We start from the raw sequence: 19,652 nt of genomic DNA, 5'->3' as shown, positions 1-19,652 counted from the left end.
GCTTCCTGCGTCTGCGCCGCTGGCTCCCGGCGCCCGCCCGCCGGTCGCTGCGCCCGCGCTTTCGGCCCGCAACGCCCGCCTGCTGCTTCCTGCGTCTGCGCCGCTGGCTCCCGGCGTCTGCCCGCCGGTCGCTGCGCCCGCGCTTTCGGCCCGCAACGCCCGCCTGCTGCTTCCTGCGTCCGCGCCGCTGGCTCCCGGCGCCTGCCCGCCGGTCGCTGCGCCCGCGCCTTCGGCCCTCAACGCCCGCCCGCTGCTTCCTGCGTCCGCGCCGCTGGCTCCCGGCGCCTGCCCGCCGGTCGCTGCGCCCGCGCTTTCGGCCCTCAACGCCCGCCCGCTGCTCCCTGCGGCCGCACCCTGGACCCACAACGCTCCCCGGCCGACCCCTCCGGCTGTGCCTTCGGCTGCCGATGGCCGGCCAGGCCGTGGGTCGGTCACTTCGACCGCGTCCCCGGGTTTCGGGCGTGATGGTCTGCCGGTTGCCCCGGCTGTGCCTTCGGCCGCCGGTGTCCGGCCAGGCTGTGGGCCGGTCACTTCGACCGCGTCCCCGGGCTCCCGGCCCGGAGGCCTGTCGGTCGCTCCGGCCGGGCCCTCAGCCCAGGGCATGCCGACCGGTCCGACCGTGCCTCCGGCTGACGACTTCCGGGCCGATGGTCCGCTGGTCGCGCCGGTCCCGGGTCCGGCCCACGAAGCCGGGGCCGGCCGGCCGCCGGGCAGGTCGGCTCGGGGATCGTCCGTAGCCGCCTCCGCGCGCCAGGCCGAGGCGGCCCGGGCCACGAGCCCGGTCGCCCTCTCGACTGCCGCAGGCTCGGGTGCGGCGCGGGTCCCGGGCTCGGACGGTGCTTCTGCTGTGGCTCCGCCGGAGCCCTCGGCATCGGCTTCGGCTTCGGCTTCGGCTGGGCATGCGGCCCCGGCCCAAGGCCCGGGTTCGGGCGGGGTTGGGGCTGTTCCGTCGCTCGTGTCGGCTTCGGTCGGGTGTGCGGGTTCGGTCGGCCGCGGTCGGCCGGGGGCTTCGGCCGAGGGTTCGGGTGTGGTCCGGCGGGCGGGTCCGGAAGGGGCTGGGGCTGTTCCGCTGCTCGTGTCGGCTTCGGCCGGGCGTGCGGGTCCGGCTGTTCCCGATCGGCCGCCGGTCCCGGCCGAGGGTCCGGGTGTCGTCCTGCGTTCGGGTTCGGGTTCGGAAGGGGGCGAAGCTCTTCCGTCCCTCGTGTCGGCTTCGGTCGGCCCCGATCGCCCGCCGGTCCCGGCCGCAGGGCCGGGTGCGCACGGCGCTGCGGCTGTCGCGCCGCCCGCTTCGGCCCCGGCCGGGCAGCACCGCCCCGCCTCCACCGTCCGGCCGCCGATCACCCGCCGCCCGCGCCCGGCCGCGGGCCCCCTCCCACCCCGCCCGGCACCCGCCCCGGCGCCCGCCCGCGTCCTGCCCGCCACCCGGCCCCGTACCGAGGGGGACTGGTTCCTCCTCCCCGCCCCCCAACCCGCCCCACCCGTCCGGCTGTTCTGCTTCCCGCACGCCGGCGGCGACGCCACCGCCTTCACCCCGCTGGCACGAGCCCTCGCCCCCGCCGCCGAGGTCTGGGCGCTGCGCCCGCCGGCCCGGGGCGGTCGCAGCCGTGACCCGATGCCCGCCGACTTCGCCGCCCTGGCCGGCGAGGTCGCCGAGGCCCTCGCCCCGCACCTGGGCGACGGCCGGCGGGCCGCGTTCTACGGGCAGAGCTTCGGCGCCCTGCTCGCCTACGAGGTGGCCCGGAGGCTGCCCGCCGACCGCCGGCCCGAGCTGGTCGTGGTGGCCGGGGCGCCCTGCCCGGCCGAGTGGAGCGAGCGCGAGTCCAAGGACCTCGACGCGGCCGAACTCCTGCGCCTGACCGGCCTGGAGGAGCTGGTGCGGGCCGATCCGGAGCTGGTCGAGCTCGCCCTCGGCGGCATCCGGACCGACCTCGCGGTGAGCGCCACCTACCGCCACCGCCCGCACCCGCCGATCGGCTCCGCGCTGTTCGCGCTGGCCGGCGCCGACGACCCGATGCTCGCCACCACCGACCTCACCGGCTGGGCCGCCCACACCCGGGGTGCCTTCGGCCACCGCGTCCTGCCCGGCGGGCACCTGCTCGCCACCGTCGACCGGCCCGGCCCGGTCGACCTCCTGAGCACCCTCCTGAGCACCCGCCCGACCGCCACCACCGAGGAGCAGCAGCCATGGTGACCACCACCTCCGTCGACCTCACCGACCCCGCGCTGTGGGCCCGCCCCGACATCCCGGAGCTGGTCGCCGAACTGCGCGCCGAGGCGCCCGTGCACCGCACCGACACCGTCGACGACGGGCCGATCTGGTCGGTGATGACCTACCGGGAGTCGGCCGACGTGTTGCGCAACGCGGCCGTGTTCAGCTCGGAGTCCGGCTCGCTGCTGGGCGCCGGCGTCGGCAACGTCCCGGTCGGCTCGGGCCGGATGATGGCCCTCACCGACCCGCCCCGGCACCGCGAACTGCGCGCCCCCGCCAACCCGTTCTTCTCCAAGGGCGGGGTGCGCGGCGCCTCCCGCTCGATCGCCGACCGGGCCGCCGAGCTCTTCGACCGGGCCGTCGAGCAGGGCGAGGCCGACCTCGTGGACGTGGTCTCCGCGCTGCCGCTGGCCGTCATGTGCGACCTGCTGGACGTCCCGGAGCAGGACCGCGACATGGTGGTCCGGGTCTGCGACGTGGCCTTCCTCGGCGCCACCCCGGAGGAACGCCGGGCCGGGCACCAGCAGTTGATCCCCTACCTCCTCCACCAGGTGATGCTGCGGCGCAGCGACCCGCGCGACGACCTCATCTCGATGATGGCCACCTACCGGGTGAACGGCCGGCTGCTGCCGGTCGAGGACGTCGTGCTCAACCTGGACAACATCGTGGTCGGCGGGGTCCAGACGGTCCGGCACACCGCCGCGATGGGGCTGCACACCCTGGTCAACCGCCCCGACCTGTGGCGGCGGTTGCAGCGCGGCGAGGTGTCGATGGACTCCGCCGTGGACGAGTTGCTGCGCTGGACCTCGGTCGGGCTGCACACGCTGCGCACCGCCACCCGGGACATCGAACTGGCGGGACGTCGGATCCGGCGCGGCGACCGGGTCGCGGTCTGGGTCTGGTCGGCGAACCGGGACCCGGAGGCCTTCGAGGCACCGGAGGAGATCCGCCTGGACCGCTCGCCCAACAAGCACCTGGCGCTCGGCCTGGGCGCCCACTACTGCATCGGCGCGCCGCTGGCGAAGACCGAGCTGAGCGCGCTGTTCACGGCGGCGCTGGAGAAGGCGTCGGCGATCGAGCCGGCCGGTCCGGCGGAGTACAACCGCTCGATCATCAACTTCGGCCTGGACCGATTCCCGGTCCGGCTCACCCCGCGCTGAATCCCTCCCCGACCGATCCGGACCGATCCCGACCGACCACGACCGACCGCGACCGATTCCGACCCCCCGCAAGACCCTGCGACGAGGCCCGCGCAGGAGGACGGCAGTCCCGGAACTGCCGCTCTCCTGCCGGGCCTCGTGCCGCTTCCGGGCCCACCCCGCCCCTACCTTCGAATCACCGCACCGCCCCACCACTACCACCGCAGGAGCCCACCGTGAGCAACCCGTTCGAGGACGACAACGCCGGCTACCTCGTCCTGGTCAACGACGAGAACCAGCACTCGCTCTGGCCGGTCTGGATCGACGTGCCGGCCGGCTGGACCACCGTCCACGGCGAGGCCCCCCGCCAGGAGTGCCTGGACTGGATCGAGGCCAACTGGACCGACATCCGCCCGGCCTCGCTGGTCGCCGGCCTCGACCGCCGGTGAGCGCCGCCATGGTCACCTGGGAGCTGAACCCCGGCCGTCCGGCCCTCGCCCACGTGCCGGCCGTCGCCGACCTCGCCGAGGGCTGCGCCTGGCTGCGCGCGCACGAGACCGAGCTGACCGCCGCCCTGCACGAGCACGGCACGATCTTCCTGCGCGGGCTGCCGGTCGCGGCCACCGAGGACGTCGCCGCCGTCCGCGACGTGCTGATCCCCGAGCCCACCCCGTACCGGGAGAAGGCCACCCCGCGCAGCGACTTCGGCAACGGCGTCTTCTCGTCGACCGACCTGCCGCCGGCGCTGCCGATCCGGATGCACAACGAGAACAGCTACACGCTGACCTTCCCCGGCCGGCTGCTGTTCGCCTGCCTGATCGCCCCGGAGGCGGGCGGCGCCACCCCGACGGCGGACGTCCGCAAGGTCCTCGCCGCCCTGCCGCCGCACCTGGCGGAGCGCGGCCGCACCTCCGGCTGGACGCTGGACCGCAGCTACTCGGACTACGTCTCGCTCGGCTGGCGGACCGCCTTCGCCACCGAGGACCGCGCCGAGGTCGAGCACTACTGCCGGGAGAACGGCATCTCCTGGGAGTGGACGGCGGACGGCAACCTGCGCACCAGCCAGCTGCGCCCGGCCACCATCCACCACCCGCAGACCGGCGAGGAGGCCTGGTTCAACCACCTGGCCTTCTGGAGCGAGTGGTCGCTGGACCCGGACATCCGGGAGGCCATGGTCGAGGAGTTCGGCCCGGACGGCCTGCCGTTCACCACCGGTTTCGGCGACGGCGAGCCGCTCACCCGCGAGGACGTCGACGCGCTGAACGCCGCCTACGAGGCCGCCACCGTCCGCGAGACCTGGCAGGTCGGCGACGTGATGCTGGTCGACAACGTGCTCTGCGCGCACGGCCGCGACCCGTACCGCGGCGACCGGAGGATCGCCGTCGCGATGGGCCGCCCGGTCGACGTCCTCGACTGCCGTCCCTCGGTCCTGCCGACCACCGCCGTCGCCGCGTGACGGCGCCCCCCACCCGCCCGTGACGTGAGCAGAGGAAGCACCGTGATCCCGGTTTCGTACGCACAACAGCGTCTGTGGCTGATCGACCAGATCGAAGGGCCGACCGCGCTCTACAACCTGCCGTTCGCGGTCCGCCTGCGCGGCCCGCTCGACACCGCCGCGCTGCGCGCCGCGACGGCGGACGTGGTCGCCCGGCACGAGGCCCTGCGCACGGTGTTCCCGGTGGACGACGAGGGCGTGCCGGTGCAGCACATCCTGCCGTCGGCGGAGGCGCCGATCGCCTTCGCGACGGTGGAGTGCGCACCGGCCGGCTACCCGGCCCTGCGGGACGCGGAAGCCGCCCACACCTTCGACCTGAGCACCGAACTCCCCATCCGGGTCACGGTCTTCTCGCTCACCCCGCCCGACGGCACCACCCCGCCCGACGGCACCACCCCGCCCGAAGCCGCCGTCCCCGAGCACGTGCTGCTCGTGGTGCTGCACCACATCGCCGGCGACGGCTGGTCGCTCGGCCCGCTGCTGCGCGACCTCGCCACCGCCTACACCGCCCGGCTCTCGGCCGCCGAGCCGCAGTGGGAGCCGCTGCCGGTCCAGTACGCCGACTACGCCCTGTGGCAGCGCGAGCTGCTCGGCGACGAGTCCGACCCGTACAGCCTGATGAGCCGTCAACTCGACTACTGGAGAGGGGTCCTTTCCGGCCTGCCGGAGGAGCTGGAGCTGCCGGTGGACCGCCCTCGGCCGCCCGCGCCGACCGGCGCCGCCGACGCCGTCCCGTTCGCCTTCCCGCCCGCCCTGCACGCCGCGCTGGCCGACCTGGCCCGCAGGCACCGCACCACCCTGTTCGCCGTGCTCCAGGCGGGCCTGGCCGCGCTGTTCACCCGGCTCGGCGCCGGCACCGACATCCCGCTCGGCACCGGTGTGGCCGGCCGCTCCGACGAGGCGCTGAGCGACCTGGTCGGCTTCTTCGTCAACACCCTGGTGCTGCGCACCGACACTTCCCCTCGCTCCGTTGGGGATGCCCCTCCCGTCGACCCGTCCTTCGCCGAACTCCTCGGCCGGGTCAGGGAGTCCCAGCTGGACGCCTTCGCCCACCAGGACGTGCCGTTCGAGCGGCTGGTCGAGGAGGTCAACCCGGCCCGCGCGCTCGGCCGCCACCCGCTGTTCCAGACCCTGCTGGTGCTCCAGAACCACGAGGAGGGCGAACTCGGCCTGCCCGGACTGGAGTCGGCGCCCGAGCCGCTCGGCCTGCGGGTCGCCAAGTTCGACCTCAACATCGGCGTCACCGAGCGGCACGGACCGGACGGCGCCCCGGCCGGCCTGGAGGGATCGGTCGAGTACGCGGCCGACCTCTACGACCGCGCCACCGTCACCGCCCTGTTCGAGCGCTTCGGCCGGCTGCTCGCCGCCGCGGCGGCCGACCCGCGGGCGCCGATCGGCACCCTGGACATCCTCGCCCCCGAGGAGCGCGCCCGCCTCGCCGAGGACTGGAACGCCACCGCCGCGCCCGTGCGCACCGGCTCGCTGCCCGCCCTGTTCGAGGCCCAGGCCGCCCGCACCCCGGACGCGGTCGCGCTCGCCCACGACGGCGGCGCCGTCAGCTACGCCGAGCTCAACACCCGCGCCAACCGGCTCGCCCACCACCTGATTGCGGCGGGCGTGGGCCCCGAGTCGCCGGTCGCCCTGCTGATGGAGCGCTCGGTGGACCTGGTGGTCGCCACCCTCGCCGTGCTCAAGGCCGGCGGCTGCTACGTGCCGATGCACGCGAGCCTGCCGCCCGAGCGGATGACCGCGCTGCTCGCCGACACCGCCGCGCCCGTGCTGCTCACCGACCGCGCCGAGCCCGGCTTCGCGCACACCGCCGCCGTGGTCCGCCCCGGCGACGGCGCGGACGGGCCCGGCCACGACCCCGCGCTGCCCGTCCACCCGGACCGGCTGGCCTATGTGATGTTCACCTCCGGCTCCACCGGCACCCCCAAGGGCGTCGCCGTCCGCCACCGCGACGTCGTCGACCTCGCCGACGACCGCCGCTGGCGCGACGGCCGGCACGAGCGGATCCTGCTGCACTCCCCGCACGCCTTCGACGCCGCCACCTACGAGCTGTGGGCGCCGCTGCTGCACGGTGGCACGGTCGTCGTCGCCCCGCCCGGCACCCTGGACGCCGCCGCCCTGCACACGCTCGCCACCCGGCACGGCGTCACCGCCGTCTTCCTCACCAAGGCGCTGTTCGACCTGGTCGCCGAGCAGGCCCCGGAGACCTTCCGCGCCCTGCGCACGGTCTGCACCGGCGGCGAGGCGGCGTCCGGCACCCTGATGCGCCGGGTCCTCGACCACTGCCCGGACCTGCTGCTCGCCCACGTCTACGGGCCCACCGAGGCCACCACCTTCGCCACCCACCACCCCCTCCTCCCCGCCGACCTGGACGGCCCCCGGGCGCCGATCGGCCTGCCGCTGGACAACATGCGCGCCCACGTCCTGGACGCCCGCCTGTGCCCGGTACCGCCCGGGGTGCCCGGCGAGCTGTACATCGCCGGGGCGGGCCTGGCCCGCGGCTACTGGCGCCGGGCCGCGCTGACCGCCGAGCGCTTCGTCGCCGACCCGTACGACAAGGGCGGCCGGATGTACCGCACCGGGGACCTGGTGCGCCGCCGGGCCGACGGCGCGATCGAGTTCCTCGGCCGGATCGACGGCCAGGTCAAGCTGCGCGGCTTCCGGATCGAGCTCGGCGAGATCGAGGCGGTGCTCTCCCGCCACCCCGCCGTCCGCCAGGTCATCGTGGTCGCCCGCGAGGACCGCCCCGGCGACACCCGGCTGGTCGGCTACTGCGCCGCCCTCGACGAGGACCCGGAACTCGCCGCCGGGCTCAAGCGGTTCGCCGCCGACACCCTGCCCGGCTACATGGTGCCCTCCGCCGTCGTGGTGCTGCCCGCCCTTCCGCTGAACGCCAACGGCAAGGTCGACCGGCGCGCCCTGCCCGCCCCCGACCTCACCGCCGACGCCGCCGGCCGCGCCCCGCGCGACGAGCGCGAGCAGGCCCTGTGCACGCTGTTCGGCGAGCTCCTCGGCCTCGACGGCCTCACCATCGACGACGACTTCTTCGCCCTCGGCGGCCACTCCCTGCTCGCCACCCGCCTGGTCGGCCGGGTGCGCGCCGAACTCGGCGCCGAACTCGCCATCGGCGACCTCTTCCAGGCCCCGACCGTCGCCGCCCTCGCCGCCCGGATCGCCGGCGCCCCGGCCCGCCCCGCGCTGCGCCCCGAGCCGCGCCCCGACCACCTGCCGCTCTCCTTCGCCCAGCGCCGGCTCTGGTTCCTCGGCAAGGCCGAGGGTCCGGCCGCCACCTACAACGTCACCCTCGCCCTGCGGCTGACCGGCCCGCTGGACACCGCCGCCCTCGAACACGCCCTCGGCGACGTCGCCGCCCGCCACGAGTCCCTGCGCACCGTCTTCACCGAACACGACGGCGTGCCCCACCAGCGGGTGCTGGCCGCGCCGCCCGCGCCGCTGCTCACCCGCACCGACCGCCCCGCGCAGGACCTCGTCGAGCACACCTTCGACCTGGCGACGGACGTCCCGCTGCACGCCTACCTGCGCGCGGAGGGCCCCGAGGAGCACGTCCTCACCCTGGTGATGCACCACATCGCCAGCGACGGCTGGTCGCTGCGCCCGCTCTTCCGCGACCTCGCCGAGGCCTACACCGCCCGCCGCGCCGGAGCCGCGCCGCAGTGGCGGCCGCTGCCCGTCCAGTACGCCGACTACACCCTCTGGCAGCACCGGCTGCTCGGCGCGGACACCGACCCCGGCTCGCTGCTGGGGGGCCAGCTCGCCCACTGGCGCGAGGCCCTGGCCGGCCTGCCCGACGAGCTGCCGCTGCCGCTGGACCGCCCGCGCCCGCCGGTGCCCACCCACCGCGGCGACGTGGTCGAGCTGGAACTCGACGCCGCCCTGCACGCCCGGCTCGCCGCCCTGGCCGGCGCGCACGGCGCCACCCTGTTCATGGTGCTCCAGGCCGCCTGGGCCGCCCTGCTGCACCGCTTCGGCGCCGGCGACGACCTGCCGATCGGCACCCCGCTGGCCGGCCGCCTGGACACCGCCCTGGACGACCTGGTCGGCTTCTTCGCCAACACCCTGGTGCTGCGCACCGACCTCAGCGGCGCGCCCACCTTCGCCGAGCTGCTGGCCCGCGTCCGGGAGGCCGACCTGGCCGCCTACGCCCACCAGGACGTGCCGTTCGAGCGGCTGGTCGAGGAGCTGAACCCGGTCCGCACCCTGGCCCGGCACCCGCTGTTCCAGGTGATGATCGCCTTCGACAACACCGCCGGCGGCGGCCCCGCCTTCCCCGGCACCCGCGCCGCCTACGAGCCGCTGGGCCTGCCCACCACCGCCTTCGACCTCACCCTCAACCTCTCCGAGCGCCACCACCCCGACGGCACCCCGGCCGGGCTCTGCGGCGGCCTGGAGTTCGCCGTCGACCTGTTCGACCGGGCCACCGCCGAACGGCTCGCCGCGGCGCTGGTCCACCTGCTCGCCCAGGCCGCCGAGCAGCCGCACCGCCCGGTCGCCGACCTGGACGTGCTCGGCGCGGCGGGGCGCACGGCGCTCGCCCGCTGGCACGACACCGCCCGCCCCGGCGGCGAGGTCCTCGTCCCGGCCGCCTTCGCCGCGCAGGCCGCCGCCACCCCGGATGCGACCGCGCTGGTCTTCGGCGACACCCGGCTGAGCTACGCCGAACTCGACGCCCGCGCCAACCGCCTGGCGCACGGCCTGGCCGCCGCCGGCGTCGGCCCCGAGTCGCTGGTCGCGCTCGCCCTGCCCCGCTCCGCCGAGTCGATCGTCGCCCTGCTGGCCGTGCTCAAGGCCGGCGCCGCCTTCCTGCCGCTGGACGCCGAGTACCCGCGCGACCGGCTCACCCACATGCTGGCCGACGCCCGCCCGGCCGCCGTGCTCGGCGGTGAAGGCTGGCCGCTGCCCGAGGTCCTGGACGGCCTGACCGTGCTGCCCGCCGACGCCGCCGCCTGGGCCGAGCAGCCCGCCGACGAGCCGCCCGTCCGGATCGGCCCCGACAACGCCGCCTACGTCATCTACACCTCCGGCTCCACCGGCCGCCCCAAGGGCGTGGTGGTCCGCCACGGCGGCCTCGCCAACCTGCTCTCCTTCCACCGCGCCGGCACCATCGCCGCCGCCGAACAGGCCCACCCCGGGCGGCGGTTCACCTTCGCCCAGACCGGCTCGCTGTCCTTCGACACCGCCCTGGAGTCCTTCCTCTGGATGGTCGCCGGCCAGGAGCTGCACCTGATCGACGACGAGCTGCGCCGCGACGCCGCCGCCCTGGTGGGCCACCTCGCCCGCACCGGCGCCGACGTCCTCGACGTCACGCCGGGCCACGCCGAGCGGCTGATCGAGGAGGGGCTGCTCGACGACTGCCCGCCCGCCCTGCTGATGGTCGGCGGCGAGGCCCTCGGCCAGCAGCTGTGGACCGCCCTGGACGCCGCGCCCGACACCGTGGTGCTCAACATGTACGGGCCCACCGAGTGCACCGTCGACGCCCTGCACCACCGCCTCGACGGCACCGCCGCCCGCCCGCTGATCGGCCGCCCGCTGCCCAACCTGCGCGCCCACCTGCTGGACGCACGGCTGCGCCCGGTGCCCGTCGGCGTCCCCGGCGAGCTGTACCTGAGCGGCGCCGGGCTGGCCCGCGGCTACCTCGGCCGCCCGGCGCTGACCGCCGAGCGCTTCGTCGCCGACCCCTTCGCCTCCGGCGCCCGGATGTACCGCACCGGCGACCTCGCCCGCCGCCGCCCCGACGGCTCGGTGGAGTTCCTCGGCCGCACCGACCACCAGGTCAAGGTGCGCGGCTTCCGGATCGAACCCGGCGAGATCGAGGCCGTGTTGGCCGCCCACCCCGGCGTGCGGCAGGCCGCCGTGCTGCCGCACCGGGACGGCACGGCCGGCACCCGGCTGGTCGCCTACCTGGCCACCGCGGCCGACCCGGCCGAGCTGCGCGCCCACGCGGCCGCCACCCTGCCCGACTACATGGTCCCGGCCGCCTTCGTCACCCTGGACGCGCTGCCGCTCAACGTCAACGGCAAGCTCGACCGGGCCGCCCTGCCGGCCCCCGACTTCGCCGCCACCGCCGGCGGCCGGGCGGCCCGCACGGCCCGCGAGGAGATCCTCTGCGGCCTGTTCGCCGACGTCCTCGGTCTGCCCGGCGCCGTCACGATCGACGACGACTTCTTCGCCCTCGGCGGCCACTCGCTGCTCGCCACCAAGCTGCTCAGCCGGGTCCGCGCCACCCTCGGCGCCGACCTCGGCATCCGGGACGTCTTCGAGGCCCCGACCGTGGCCGGCCTCGCCGAGCGCCTGGACGGCGCCGACGCCCGCCCCGCCCTCACCGCCGGCGAGCGCCCGGTCCGGGTGCCGCTCTCCTTCGCCCAGCAGCGGCTCTGGCTGATCGACCGGATGGAGGGCCCCAGCGCCCTCTACAACATGCCGCTCGCCCTGCGCCTGACCGGCGAACTCGACCCGGACGCGCTCTCCGCCGCGCTCGGCGACCTGACCGCCCGGCACGAGAGCCTGCGCACCGTCATCGCCGAGTACGACGGCGAGCCCTACCAGCACATCCTCACCGGGACCGACGTGCCGGTCGAACTCCTCGACTGCGCACCGGAGTCCGTCGAGGAGGAGGTGGAGCGCGCCGCCCGCCGCCCCTTCGACCTGGCCGCCGAGCCGCCCGTGCGGGCCACCCTGCTCCGGGTCGCCGAGCACGACCACGTCCTGGTCGTCGCCCTGCACCACATCGTCGGCGACGGCTGGTCGATGGGCCCGCTGCTGCGCGACCTCGCCGAGGCCTACACCCTGCGCCTCGGCGGCGAACGGCCGGTCCGCGACCCGCTCGCCGTCCAGTACGCCGACTACGCGCTCTGGCAGCGCGAGCTGCTCGGCGACGAGACCGACCCGCAGAGCCTGCTCGCCCGCCAACTCGGCTACTGGCGCGAGACGCTGGCCGAGCTGCCGGAGGAGATCGCGCTGCCCGTCGACCGCCCGCGCGGCGCCCGCGCCGACCACCGCGGCGGCCGGGTCGCGCTGCCGATCGACGCCGAACTCCACCGCGCGCTGGGCGCGTTGGCCCGCGAGCACCGGGTCACCCTCTTCATGGCCTGCCAGGCCGCGCTGGCCGCGCTGCTCACCCGCCTCGGCGCGGGCACCGATGTGCCGATCGGCTCGGTGGTCGCCGGCCGCTCGGACGAGGCACTGGACGACCTGGTCGGCTTCTTCGTCAACACCCTGGTGCTGCGCACCGACACCTCCGGTGACCCGACCTTCGCCGACCTCCTCGCCCGCGTCCGGGAGACCGGCCTGGGCGCCTACGCCCATCAGGACGTGCCGTTCGAGCGGCTGGTCGAGGAGCTCAACCCGGCCCGCTCGCTGGCCCGCCACCCGCTGTTCCAGGTCGCGATGGTCCTCCAGTCCCACGGCGAGGGCGCGTTGGAGCTGCCGGGCCTGACGGTCGAGGCGCTGCCCTCGGACACCGGTGTCGCCAAGTTCGACCTCAACGTCACCCTGGAGGAGTTCTTCGGCCCCGACGGCGCCCCGGCCGGCATGGACTGCGCGCTCGACTACGCCACCGACCTGTTCGACCGGGAGACCGCGGAGACGATCGCCGCCCGCTTCGGCCGGCTGCTGGCCGCCGTGGTGGCGGACCCGGGACAGCCGATCGGCCGGGCCGACCTGCTCGCCGACGGCGAACGCGCCCGACTCCTCGGCGGCCACCGCCCGTTGCCCGAGGACCTGCCGCTCGTCCCGGCCGCCTTCGCCGCGCAGGTGGCGGCGACACCCGGCGCCACCGCCCTGGTGCACGGCGACACCCGGCTGAGCTACGCCGAGCTGGACACCCGCGCCAACCGGCTCGCCCACGGCCTGCTGGCCGCCGGCGTCGGCCCCGAGTCCCTGGTCGCGCTCGCCCTGCCCCGCTCGGTGGAGACGGTGGTCTCCCAACTGGCCGTGCTCAAGGCCGGCGCCGCCTTCCTGCCGCTGGACGCCGAGTACCCGCTGGAGCGCACCGCCCACATGCTGGCCGACGCCCGCCCGGCCGTCGTGCTCAGCACCGGAGGATGGCCGCTGCCCGAGGTCCTGGACGGCCTGACCGTGCTGCCCGCCGACGCCGCCGCCTGGGCCGAGCTGCCCGCCGGGGCGCCGGCCGTCCGCCTCGACCCGGCCCACGCCGCCTACGTCATCTACACCTCCGGCTCCACCGGCCGCCCCAAGGGCGTCCTGGTGAGCCACGGTGCGATCGCCGGCCTGCTGGCCGCCCACCGGGCGGAGACCTTCGGCGAGCCCGAGCGCGTCCACGGCCGGCTGCGCGCCGCCCTGACCGCCTCGCTCTGCTTCGACGCCTCCTGGAACAGCCTGCTCTGGATGGTCGCCGGCCATGAGCTCCACCTGATCGGCGACGACCTGCGCCGCGACCCCGCCGCCCTGGTGCGCCACCTGCGCACCACCGGGATCGACGCCCTCAACCTCACCCCCACCTACGCCGAACAGCTCATCGGGGAAGGCCTGTTGGACGGCGCCGGCCGCGAGGGGACCGCTCCCCGGGTGGTCCTGCTCGGCGGCGAGCCGATCGGCCAGGCGCTCTGGACCCGGCTGCGCGCGGCGGCCCCGCACACCACCGGCCACAACCTCTACGGCCCCACCGAGGCCACCGTCGACACCCTGCTCCAGTCCTACGCCGACTCCGAGCGCCCCTCGATGGGCCACACCGTGCTCGGCACCCACGCCCACGTCCTCGACGAGCACCTGAGCCCGGTCCCGGCCGGCGTCCCCGGTGAGCTCTACCTGGCCGGCCCCAGCCTGGCCCGCGGCTACCTCGGCCGCCCGGCCCTCACCGCCGAGCGCTTCGTCGCCAACCCGTTCACCCCCGGCGCGAGGATGTACCGCACCGGCGACCTGGTGCGCCGCAACCGGGACGGCGGCATCGACTACCTCGGCCGCACCGACCACCAGGTCAAGATCCGCGGCTTCCGGATCGAGCTCGGCGAGATCGAGCAGGTGCTGGCCCGCCACGAGGCCGTCCGGCAGGCCGTCGTCACCCTGCACGAGAGCGCCGACGGGGACCGCCGGCTGGTCGCCCACTGCGCGACCACCTCCGATCCTGGCCCCGAACTCGCCCTGGAGCTGCGCCGGTTCGCCGCCGAGACGCTGCCCGGCTACATGGTCCCGGCCGCCGTCGTCCCGCTCGCCGCACTGCCGCTCACCGGCAGCGGCAAGGTCGACCGGCGCGCCCTGCCCGCCCCCGACTTCACCCTGTTCGCCGGCGGCCGCGCGGCCCGCACGGCCCGCGAGGAACTGCTCTGCGGCCTGTTCGGCGACGTCCTCGGCCTCGACCGGGTCTCCATCGACGACGACTTCTTCGCACTCGGCGGCCACTCGCTGCTCGCCATGAAGCTGGCCGGCCGGGTCCGCTCGGTGCTCGGCGCCGAACTCGGCATCCGGGACGTCTTCGAGGCCCCGACCGTGGCCGGCCTCGCCCAGCGCCTGGACGGCGGCGCCGAGGCCAGGCCCGCGCTCACCGCCGGCGAGCGCCCCGAGCTGCTGCCGCTCTCCTTCGCCCAGCGGCGGCTCTGGCTGATCGACCGGATGGAGGGCCCGAGCGCCCTCTACAACCTGCCGCTCGCCCTGCGGGTCGGCGGCCCGCTCGACCCCGCCGTGCTGGCCGCCGTCCTGAGCGACCTGGCAGCCCGGCACGAGAGCCTGCGCACCGTCATCGCCGACCGGGACGGCGAGCCCCACCAGCGGATCGTCCCGGCCGACGAGGCCCGCGTCCCGCTCGACCACCGCACCACGGCGCCGGCCGACCCGGCGGCCGCCGTCGCCGCCTGCGCGGCCGTCCCCTTCGACCTCGCCGCCGACCTGCCCGTCCGCGCCCACCTCTTCCCGGCGGGCGACGGCACCGACGACCACCTGCTGGTCCTCGTCCTGCACCACATCGCCGGCGACGGCTGGTCGATGGACCCGCTGCTGCGCGACCTCGCCGCCGCCTACGCCGCCCGCCGCGCCGGCGCCGCGCCCGCCTGGCGCCGGCTGCCCGTCCAGTACGCCGACTACGCGCTCTGGCAGCGCGGGCTGCTCGGCGACGAGAGCGACCCGGACAGCCCGGCCGCACGCCAACTCGCCTACTGGCGCGAGACCCTGGCCGGCCTTCCGGAGGAGCTGTCGCTGCCCGTCGACCGCCCCCGGCGCGCCGACACCGGCCACCGCGGCGACCGCGTCGTCCTGCCGCTCGGCGCCGAACTCCACCGCGCGCTGGTCACCTTGGCGCGCGAGCACCGGGTGACGATGTTCATGACCCTGCAGGCCGGGCTCGCCGCGCTGCTCACCCGCCTCGGCGCGGGCACCGACGTGCCGATCGGCTCGGTGGTCGCCGGCCGCTCGGACGAGGCGCTGGACGACCTGGTCGGCTTCTTCGTCAACACCCTGGTGCTGCGCACCGACACCTCGGGAGACCCGGCCTTCGCCGACCTGCTGGCCCGCGTCCGGGAGGCCCAGCTCGACGCCCACGCCCACCAGGACGTGCCGTTCGAGCGGCTGGTCGAGGACCTCAACCCGGCCCGCTCGCTGGCCCGCCACCCGCTGTTCCAGGTGATGCTGCTGCTCCAGGGCGGCACCCCCGGCGCCGCCGGCCTCGGCGACGCGCCGCTCGACCTGGCCGGACTGCCGGCCGCCGTCGAGCCGGTCGGCGGGTACGCGGCCAAGTTCGACCTCTCCATCGGCATGGGCGAGTCCTTCGCCGCCGACGGAACGCCCGCCGGGCTGGAATGCGCGATCGACTACGCCACCGACCTGTTCGACCGCGAGACCGTGGAGGCGATCGCCGCCCGCTTCGGCCGCCTGCTGGCCGCCGTCGCGGCGCACCCCGGCCGGCCGATCGGCCGCGCGAACCTGCTGGACGACCACGAGCGCGCCCGGCTCCTCGCGCCCGCCGACGCGTTGCCCGCCGACCTGCCGCTGCTGCCCGCCGCCTTCGCCGCCCAGGCGGCCCGTACCCCCGGGGCGACCGCGCTGGTCTTCGGCGACACCCGGCTGGACTACGCCGAACTGGAAGCCCGCGCCGACCACTTGGCCGCCCGGCTGCGCGCGGCCGGCGCCGGACCGGACGCGGTGGTCGCCCTGGCCCTGCCGCGCTCGGCCGAGACGGTGGTCGCCCTGCTCGCCGTCCTCAAGTCCGGCGCCGCCTCGCTCCCGCTGGACCCGGAGTACCCGGCCGACCGGACGGCGGCGATGCTCGCCGACGCCGCGCCCGCCCTGGCCGTCACCGGCGACGGCTGGCCGCTGCCCGGACTGCTCGCCGGCCTGCCCACCCTGCCGGTGCACTCCGCCGAACCCGTCGACCCGGTCCCCGCCGCCGCACCCGACCCGGCCCACGCCGCCTACGTCATCTACACCTCCGGCTCCACCGGCCGCCCCAAGGGCGTGGTGGTGACCCACGGTTCGATCGCCGCCCTGCTCGCCCACCACCGCGCCGAGACCTTCGCCGAAGCCGGACGCGCCCACGGCCGGCTGCGCTGCGCCCTCACCGCCTCGCTCTGCTTCGACGCCTCCTGGGACAGCCTGCTCGCGATGATCGCCGGCCATGAGCTCCACCTCATCGGCGACGACCTGCGCCGCGACGCCACCGCCCTGGTCCGCCACGTCCGCGCCGCCCGGATCGACACCGTCAACATCACCCCCGGCTACGCCGAACAGCTCGTCGCCGAAGGCCTGCTGGACGGCGAGGCGGCCCCGCGCCTGCTGCTCCTCGGCGGTGAGGCCGTCGGCCAGGCGCTGTGGACCAGGCTGCGCGAGGCGGCCCCGCGCACCACCGCCCGCAACCTCTACGGCCCGACCGAGTCCACCGTCGACGCCCTCACCCACCCCTTCACCGCCGGCGACCGCCCGTCCCTCGGCCGCACCGTGCGCGGCACCCGCGGCTACGTCCTCGACGAGCACCTGGCCCCCGTCCCGCCGGGCGTCCCCGGCGAGCTGTACCTGGCCGGCGCGGGCCTCGCCCGCGGCTACCTGGGCCGCGCCGCGCTCACCGCCGAGCGCTTCGTCGCCGACCCGTACACGCCCGGCGCCCGGATGTACCGCACCGGCGACCTGGTCAGGCGCACCCGCGACGGCGGCCTCGACTACCTCGGCCGCACCGACCACCAGGTCAAGATCCGCGGCTTCCGGATCGAACTCGGCGAGATCGAGCACGTGCTCACCCGCCACCCCGGCGTCCTGGCCGCCACCGTGACGGCCCGCGAGGACGGCCCCGCCGGGCCCCGCCTGGTCGCCTACGTGATCGCCGACGGCACCGTCCCCGATCCGGCCGACCTGCGCGCCTTCGCCGCCGAGTCGCTGCCCGGCTACATGGTCCCGGCCGCCGTCGTCGTCCTCGACGCCTTCCCGCTGACCGCCAGCGGCAAGGTCGACCGGCGCGCCCTGCCCGCCCCCGACCTCACCGCCTCGCCCACCGGCCGCGCGCCCCGCACCCCGCGCGAGGAGGTGCTCTGCCGGCTCTTCGCCGACGTCCTCGGCGTCCCCGAGGTCACCGTCGACGACGGCTTCTTCGACCTCGGCGGCCACTCGCTGCTCGCCATGAAGCTGCTCGGCCGCCTCCGCACCGTCCTCGGCGCCGAACTCGGCATGCGGGACGTCTTCGAGGCCCCGACCCCGGCCGGGCTCGCCCGCCGCCTGGACGGCACCGGAGCGGAGCGCTCCGACGCCCAGGACGCCCTCGACGTCCTGCTCCCGCTGCGCGCCGGCGGCACCGGGGCCCCGCTGTTCTGCGTCCACCCCGCCGCCGGCATCAGCTGGGTCTACTCGGGCCTGCTGCGCCACCTCGACCCCGACCGCCCGGTCTTCGGCCTCCAGGCCCGCGGCCTGCGCGGCGGCTCCCCGGCCTCGGTCGCCGAGATCGCCGAGGACTACGTGCGGGAGATCCGCGCCGTCCGCCCGCAGGGCCCCTACCACCTGCTCGGCTGGTCGTTCGGCGCGGTGGTCGCCCAGGAGATGGCCGTCCGGCTCCAGGCCGCCGGCCAGGAGGTCGCCCTGCTGGCCCTGCTGGACGGCCTGCCGGCCGACCACGCCGGCGCCCGCCGCCCCGCCCCGCCGTCCGACGACCCGGTCGAGACCCTCGCCGAACTGCTCGCCTCGCTCGGCTACGACCCGGCCGACGGGCGCGGCCGGGCCGACCTCACCGCGCTGCTCGGCGACGCCGCGGGCCTCCTGCCGGACGTCTTCGACCTGCACCGCAAGCTGATGGCCGAGCACGTGCCCGGCCACTACCGGGGCCCGGCCGTCTTCGTCGGCGCCACCGCCGACAAGCCCGCCGACTGGCCCTACGAGGCCGCCTGGGCCCCGTACCTGACCGGCCCCGTCACCGCCCACCGGATCGACTGCGCGCACGGAGCCCTGACCCGACCCGAGCCCCTCGCACGGATCGCCGCCGTGCTGGCCGAGACGCTGGAGAGTGACCCGCGATGACCACCAGTGCGACGAGCGCGACGAGGACCGCGCCGGTCCAGCCGGCCGCGCCGGCCGACGAACCGCCCCGCCGGGGCCGCTGGGGCCTGTGGGCCCAGCCGAACTTCCGCAAGCTCTGGATCGGCGAGACGACCAGCGGCCTGGGCACCGCGGTCGGCAACGTCGCCCTCGCCCTGGTCGCGGTGGTCACCCTGGACGCCTCGCCGTTCATGGTCGGCGTGCTCACCGCCTCCGCCTGGGTGCCCTGGCTCTTCCTCGGCCTGCTGGCCGGCGCCTGGGTGGACCGCTGGCCCCGGCTGAAGGTCATGCTGGTCTGCGACCTGCTGCTGCTCGCGCTGTTCGGCAGCGTGCCGGTGGCGGGCTGGTTCGACGCCCTGACGATGGCCCAGCTCATCCTGGTCGCGCTGCTGGCCGGCGCGGTGAAGGTGTTCTTCTCCACCGCGTACAGCGCCGTGCTGCCGTCCCTGGTCGCCAAGCCGGACCTGCTGGAGGCCAACGTCAAGCTGCGCTCCGGGGACTCGGCGGCGGAGATCGCCGGCCCCGGTGTGGCGGGCCTGCTCTCCCAGGCGTTCGGCGCGGCCAGCGGACTGCTCGCCGACGCGGTCACCTACCTGGTGTCGGCGTTCTGCCTGGGTACCATCCGGGCCGAGGAGCGGCCGCCCGCGAAGTCCGAGCGGCGCGGCATCCTGCGCGAGATCGGCGAGGGCGTGCGCTTCCTGGTCCACGACCCCTACCTGCGCACCCTCGCCTCCTTCGCGGCCGTCGGCAACCTCGGCCTGAACGGCATCCAGGCCGTGCAGACGGTCTTCCTGGTCCGCAGCGTCGGGGTCTCGCCCGGCGGCGTCGGCGCGGTCTTCGCGGTGGTCTCGGTCGGCGGCCTGGCCGGGGCCGCCCTCGCCGGCCGGATCGCCCGCCGCTTCGGCACCGCCCGCGGCCTGCTGCTCTGCGAACTGGTCGCCGCCCCGTTCATCCTGCTGCTGCCGATGGCCGGCGCCCGGCTGCCGCTCGCGGTGAGCGCCGTCGCCTGGTCGGTCGCGGTCTGCGGGGTGATCGCCGGCAACGTCATCGCCGGCAGCTTCTACCAGGCCTACTGCCCGCCCGCGATGATCGGCCGGATCCGGGCCAGCGCCTCCACCGTCAACTTCAGCGCCATCCCGGTCGGCGCCCTGCTCGGCGGCTGGCTCGGCGAGGTGCTCGGCGCCCGCACCACCATCTGGATCATGGCGAGCGTGCTGCTCTCCGCCGGCGCCGTCCTGCTGACCAGCCCGCTGCGCGCCATGCGCGACTTCCCCGAGCGCCCCGCCACCTCCTGAACCGCCGCCCCGCTCCTCCCGCCCCCGCT

At 76.3% G+C, this 19,652-nt stretch carries 6 protein-coding genes; all 6 read left to right on the top strand.

Features of this window, described 5'->3' with window-relative positions; all coding sequences use genetic code 11:
• Positions 1-1,201 precede the first annotated feature (1,201 nt).
• The gene (locus ABTX81_RS03105; RefSeq protein WP_350541192.1) at positions 1,202-2,191 is read left to right on the top strand and encodes a thioesterase II family protein; all 990 of its coding nucleotides are present in this window, start codon (positions 1,202-1,204) and stop codon (positions 2,189-2,191) included.
• Positions 2,185-3,369, top strand: coding sequence for a cytochrome P450 (locus ABTX81_RS03100; protein ID WP_350541191.1), 1,185 nt, complete (start codon positions 2,185-2,187; stop codon positions 3,367-3,369). Before ABTX81_RS03105 ends, ABTX81_RS03100 begins: the two co-directional genes overlap by 7 nt.
• A gap of 215 nt (positions 3,370-3,584) precedes the next feature.
• Complete coding sequence (locus tag ABTX81_RS03095) at positions 3,585-3,797, top strand: MbtH family protein (RefSeq protein WP_344330127.1); 213 nt, start codon at positions 3,585-3,587, stop codon at positions 3,795-3,797.
• An 8-nt stretch (positions 3,798-3,805) separates the two neighbouring features.
• Positions 3,806-4,804 (top strand): TauD/TfdA family dioxygenase, encoded by a 999-nt coding sequence (locus tag ABTX81_RS03090; protein ID WP_350541322.1) that lies wholly within the window; start codon positions 3,806-3,808, stop codon positions 4,802-4,804.
• A 42-nt stretch (positions 4,805-4,846) separates the two neighbouring features.
• A complete protein-coding gene (locus ABTX81_RS03085; RefSeq protein WP_350541190.1) occupies positions 4,847-18,310 on the top strand; it encodes a non-ribosomal peptide synthetase in 13,464 nt (4,487 codons plus the stop codon).
• Entirely contained in the window at positions 18,307-19,623 is a 1,317-nt protein-coding gene (locus tag ABTX81_RS03080; RefSeq protein WP_350541189.1) for an MFS transporter, read from the top strand. Before ABTX81_RS03085 ends, ABTX81_RS03080 begins: the two co-directional genes overlap by 4 nt.
• Positions 19,624-19,652 lie beyond the last annotated feature (29 nt).

Source organism: Kitasatospora sp. NPDC097605, assembly GCF_040302725.1.
GTDB lineage: Bacteria > Actinomycetota > Actinomycetes > Streptomycetales > Streptomycetaceae > Kitasatospora.
Note: the sequence above shows the minus strand (reverse complement) of the source record. Positions and strands in the feature narration are given on the sequence as shown.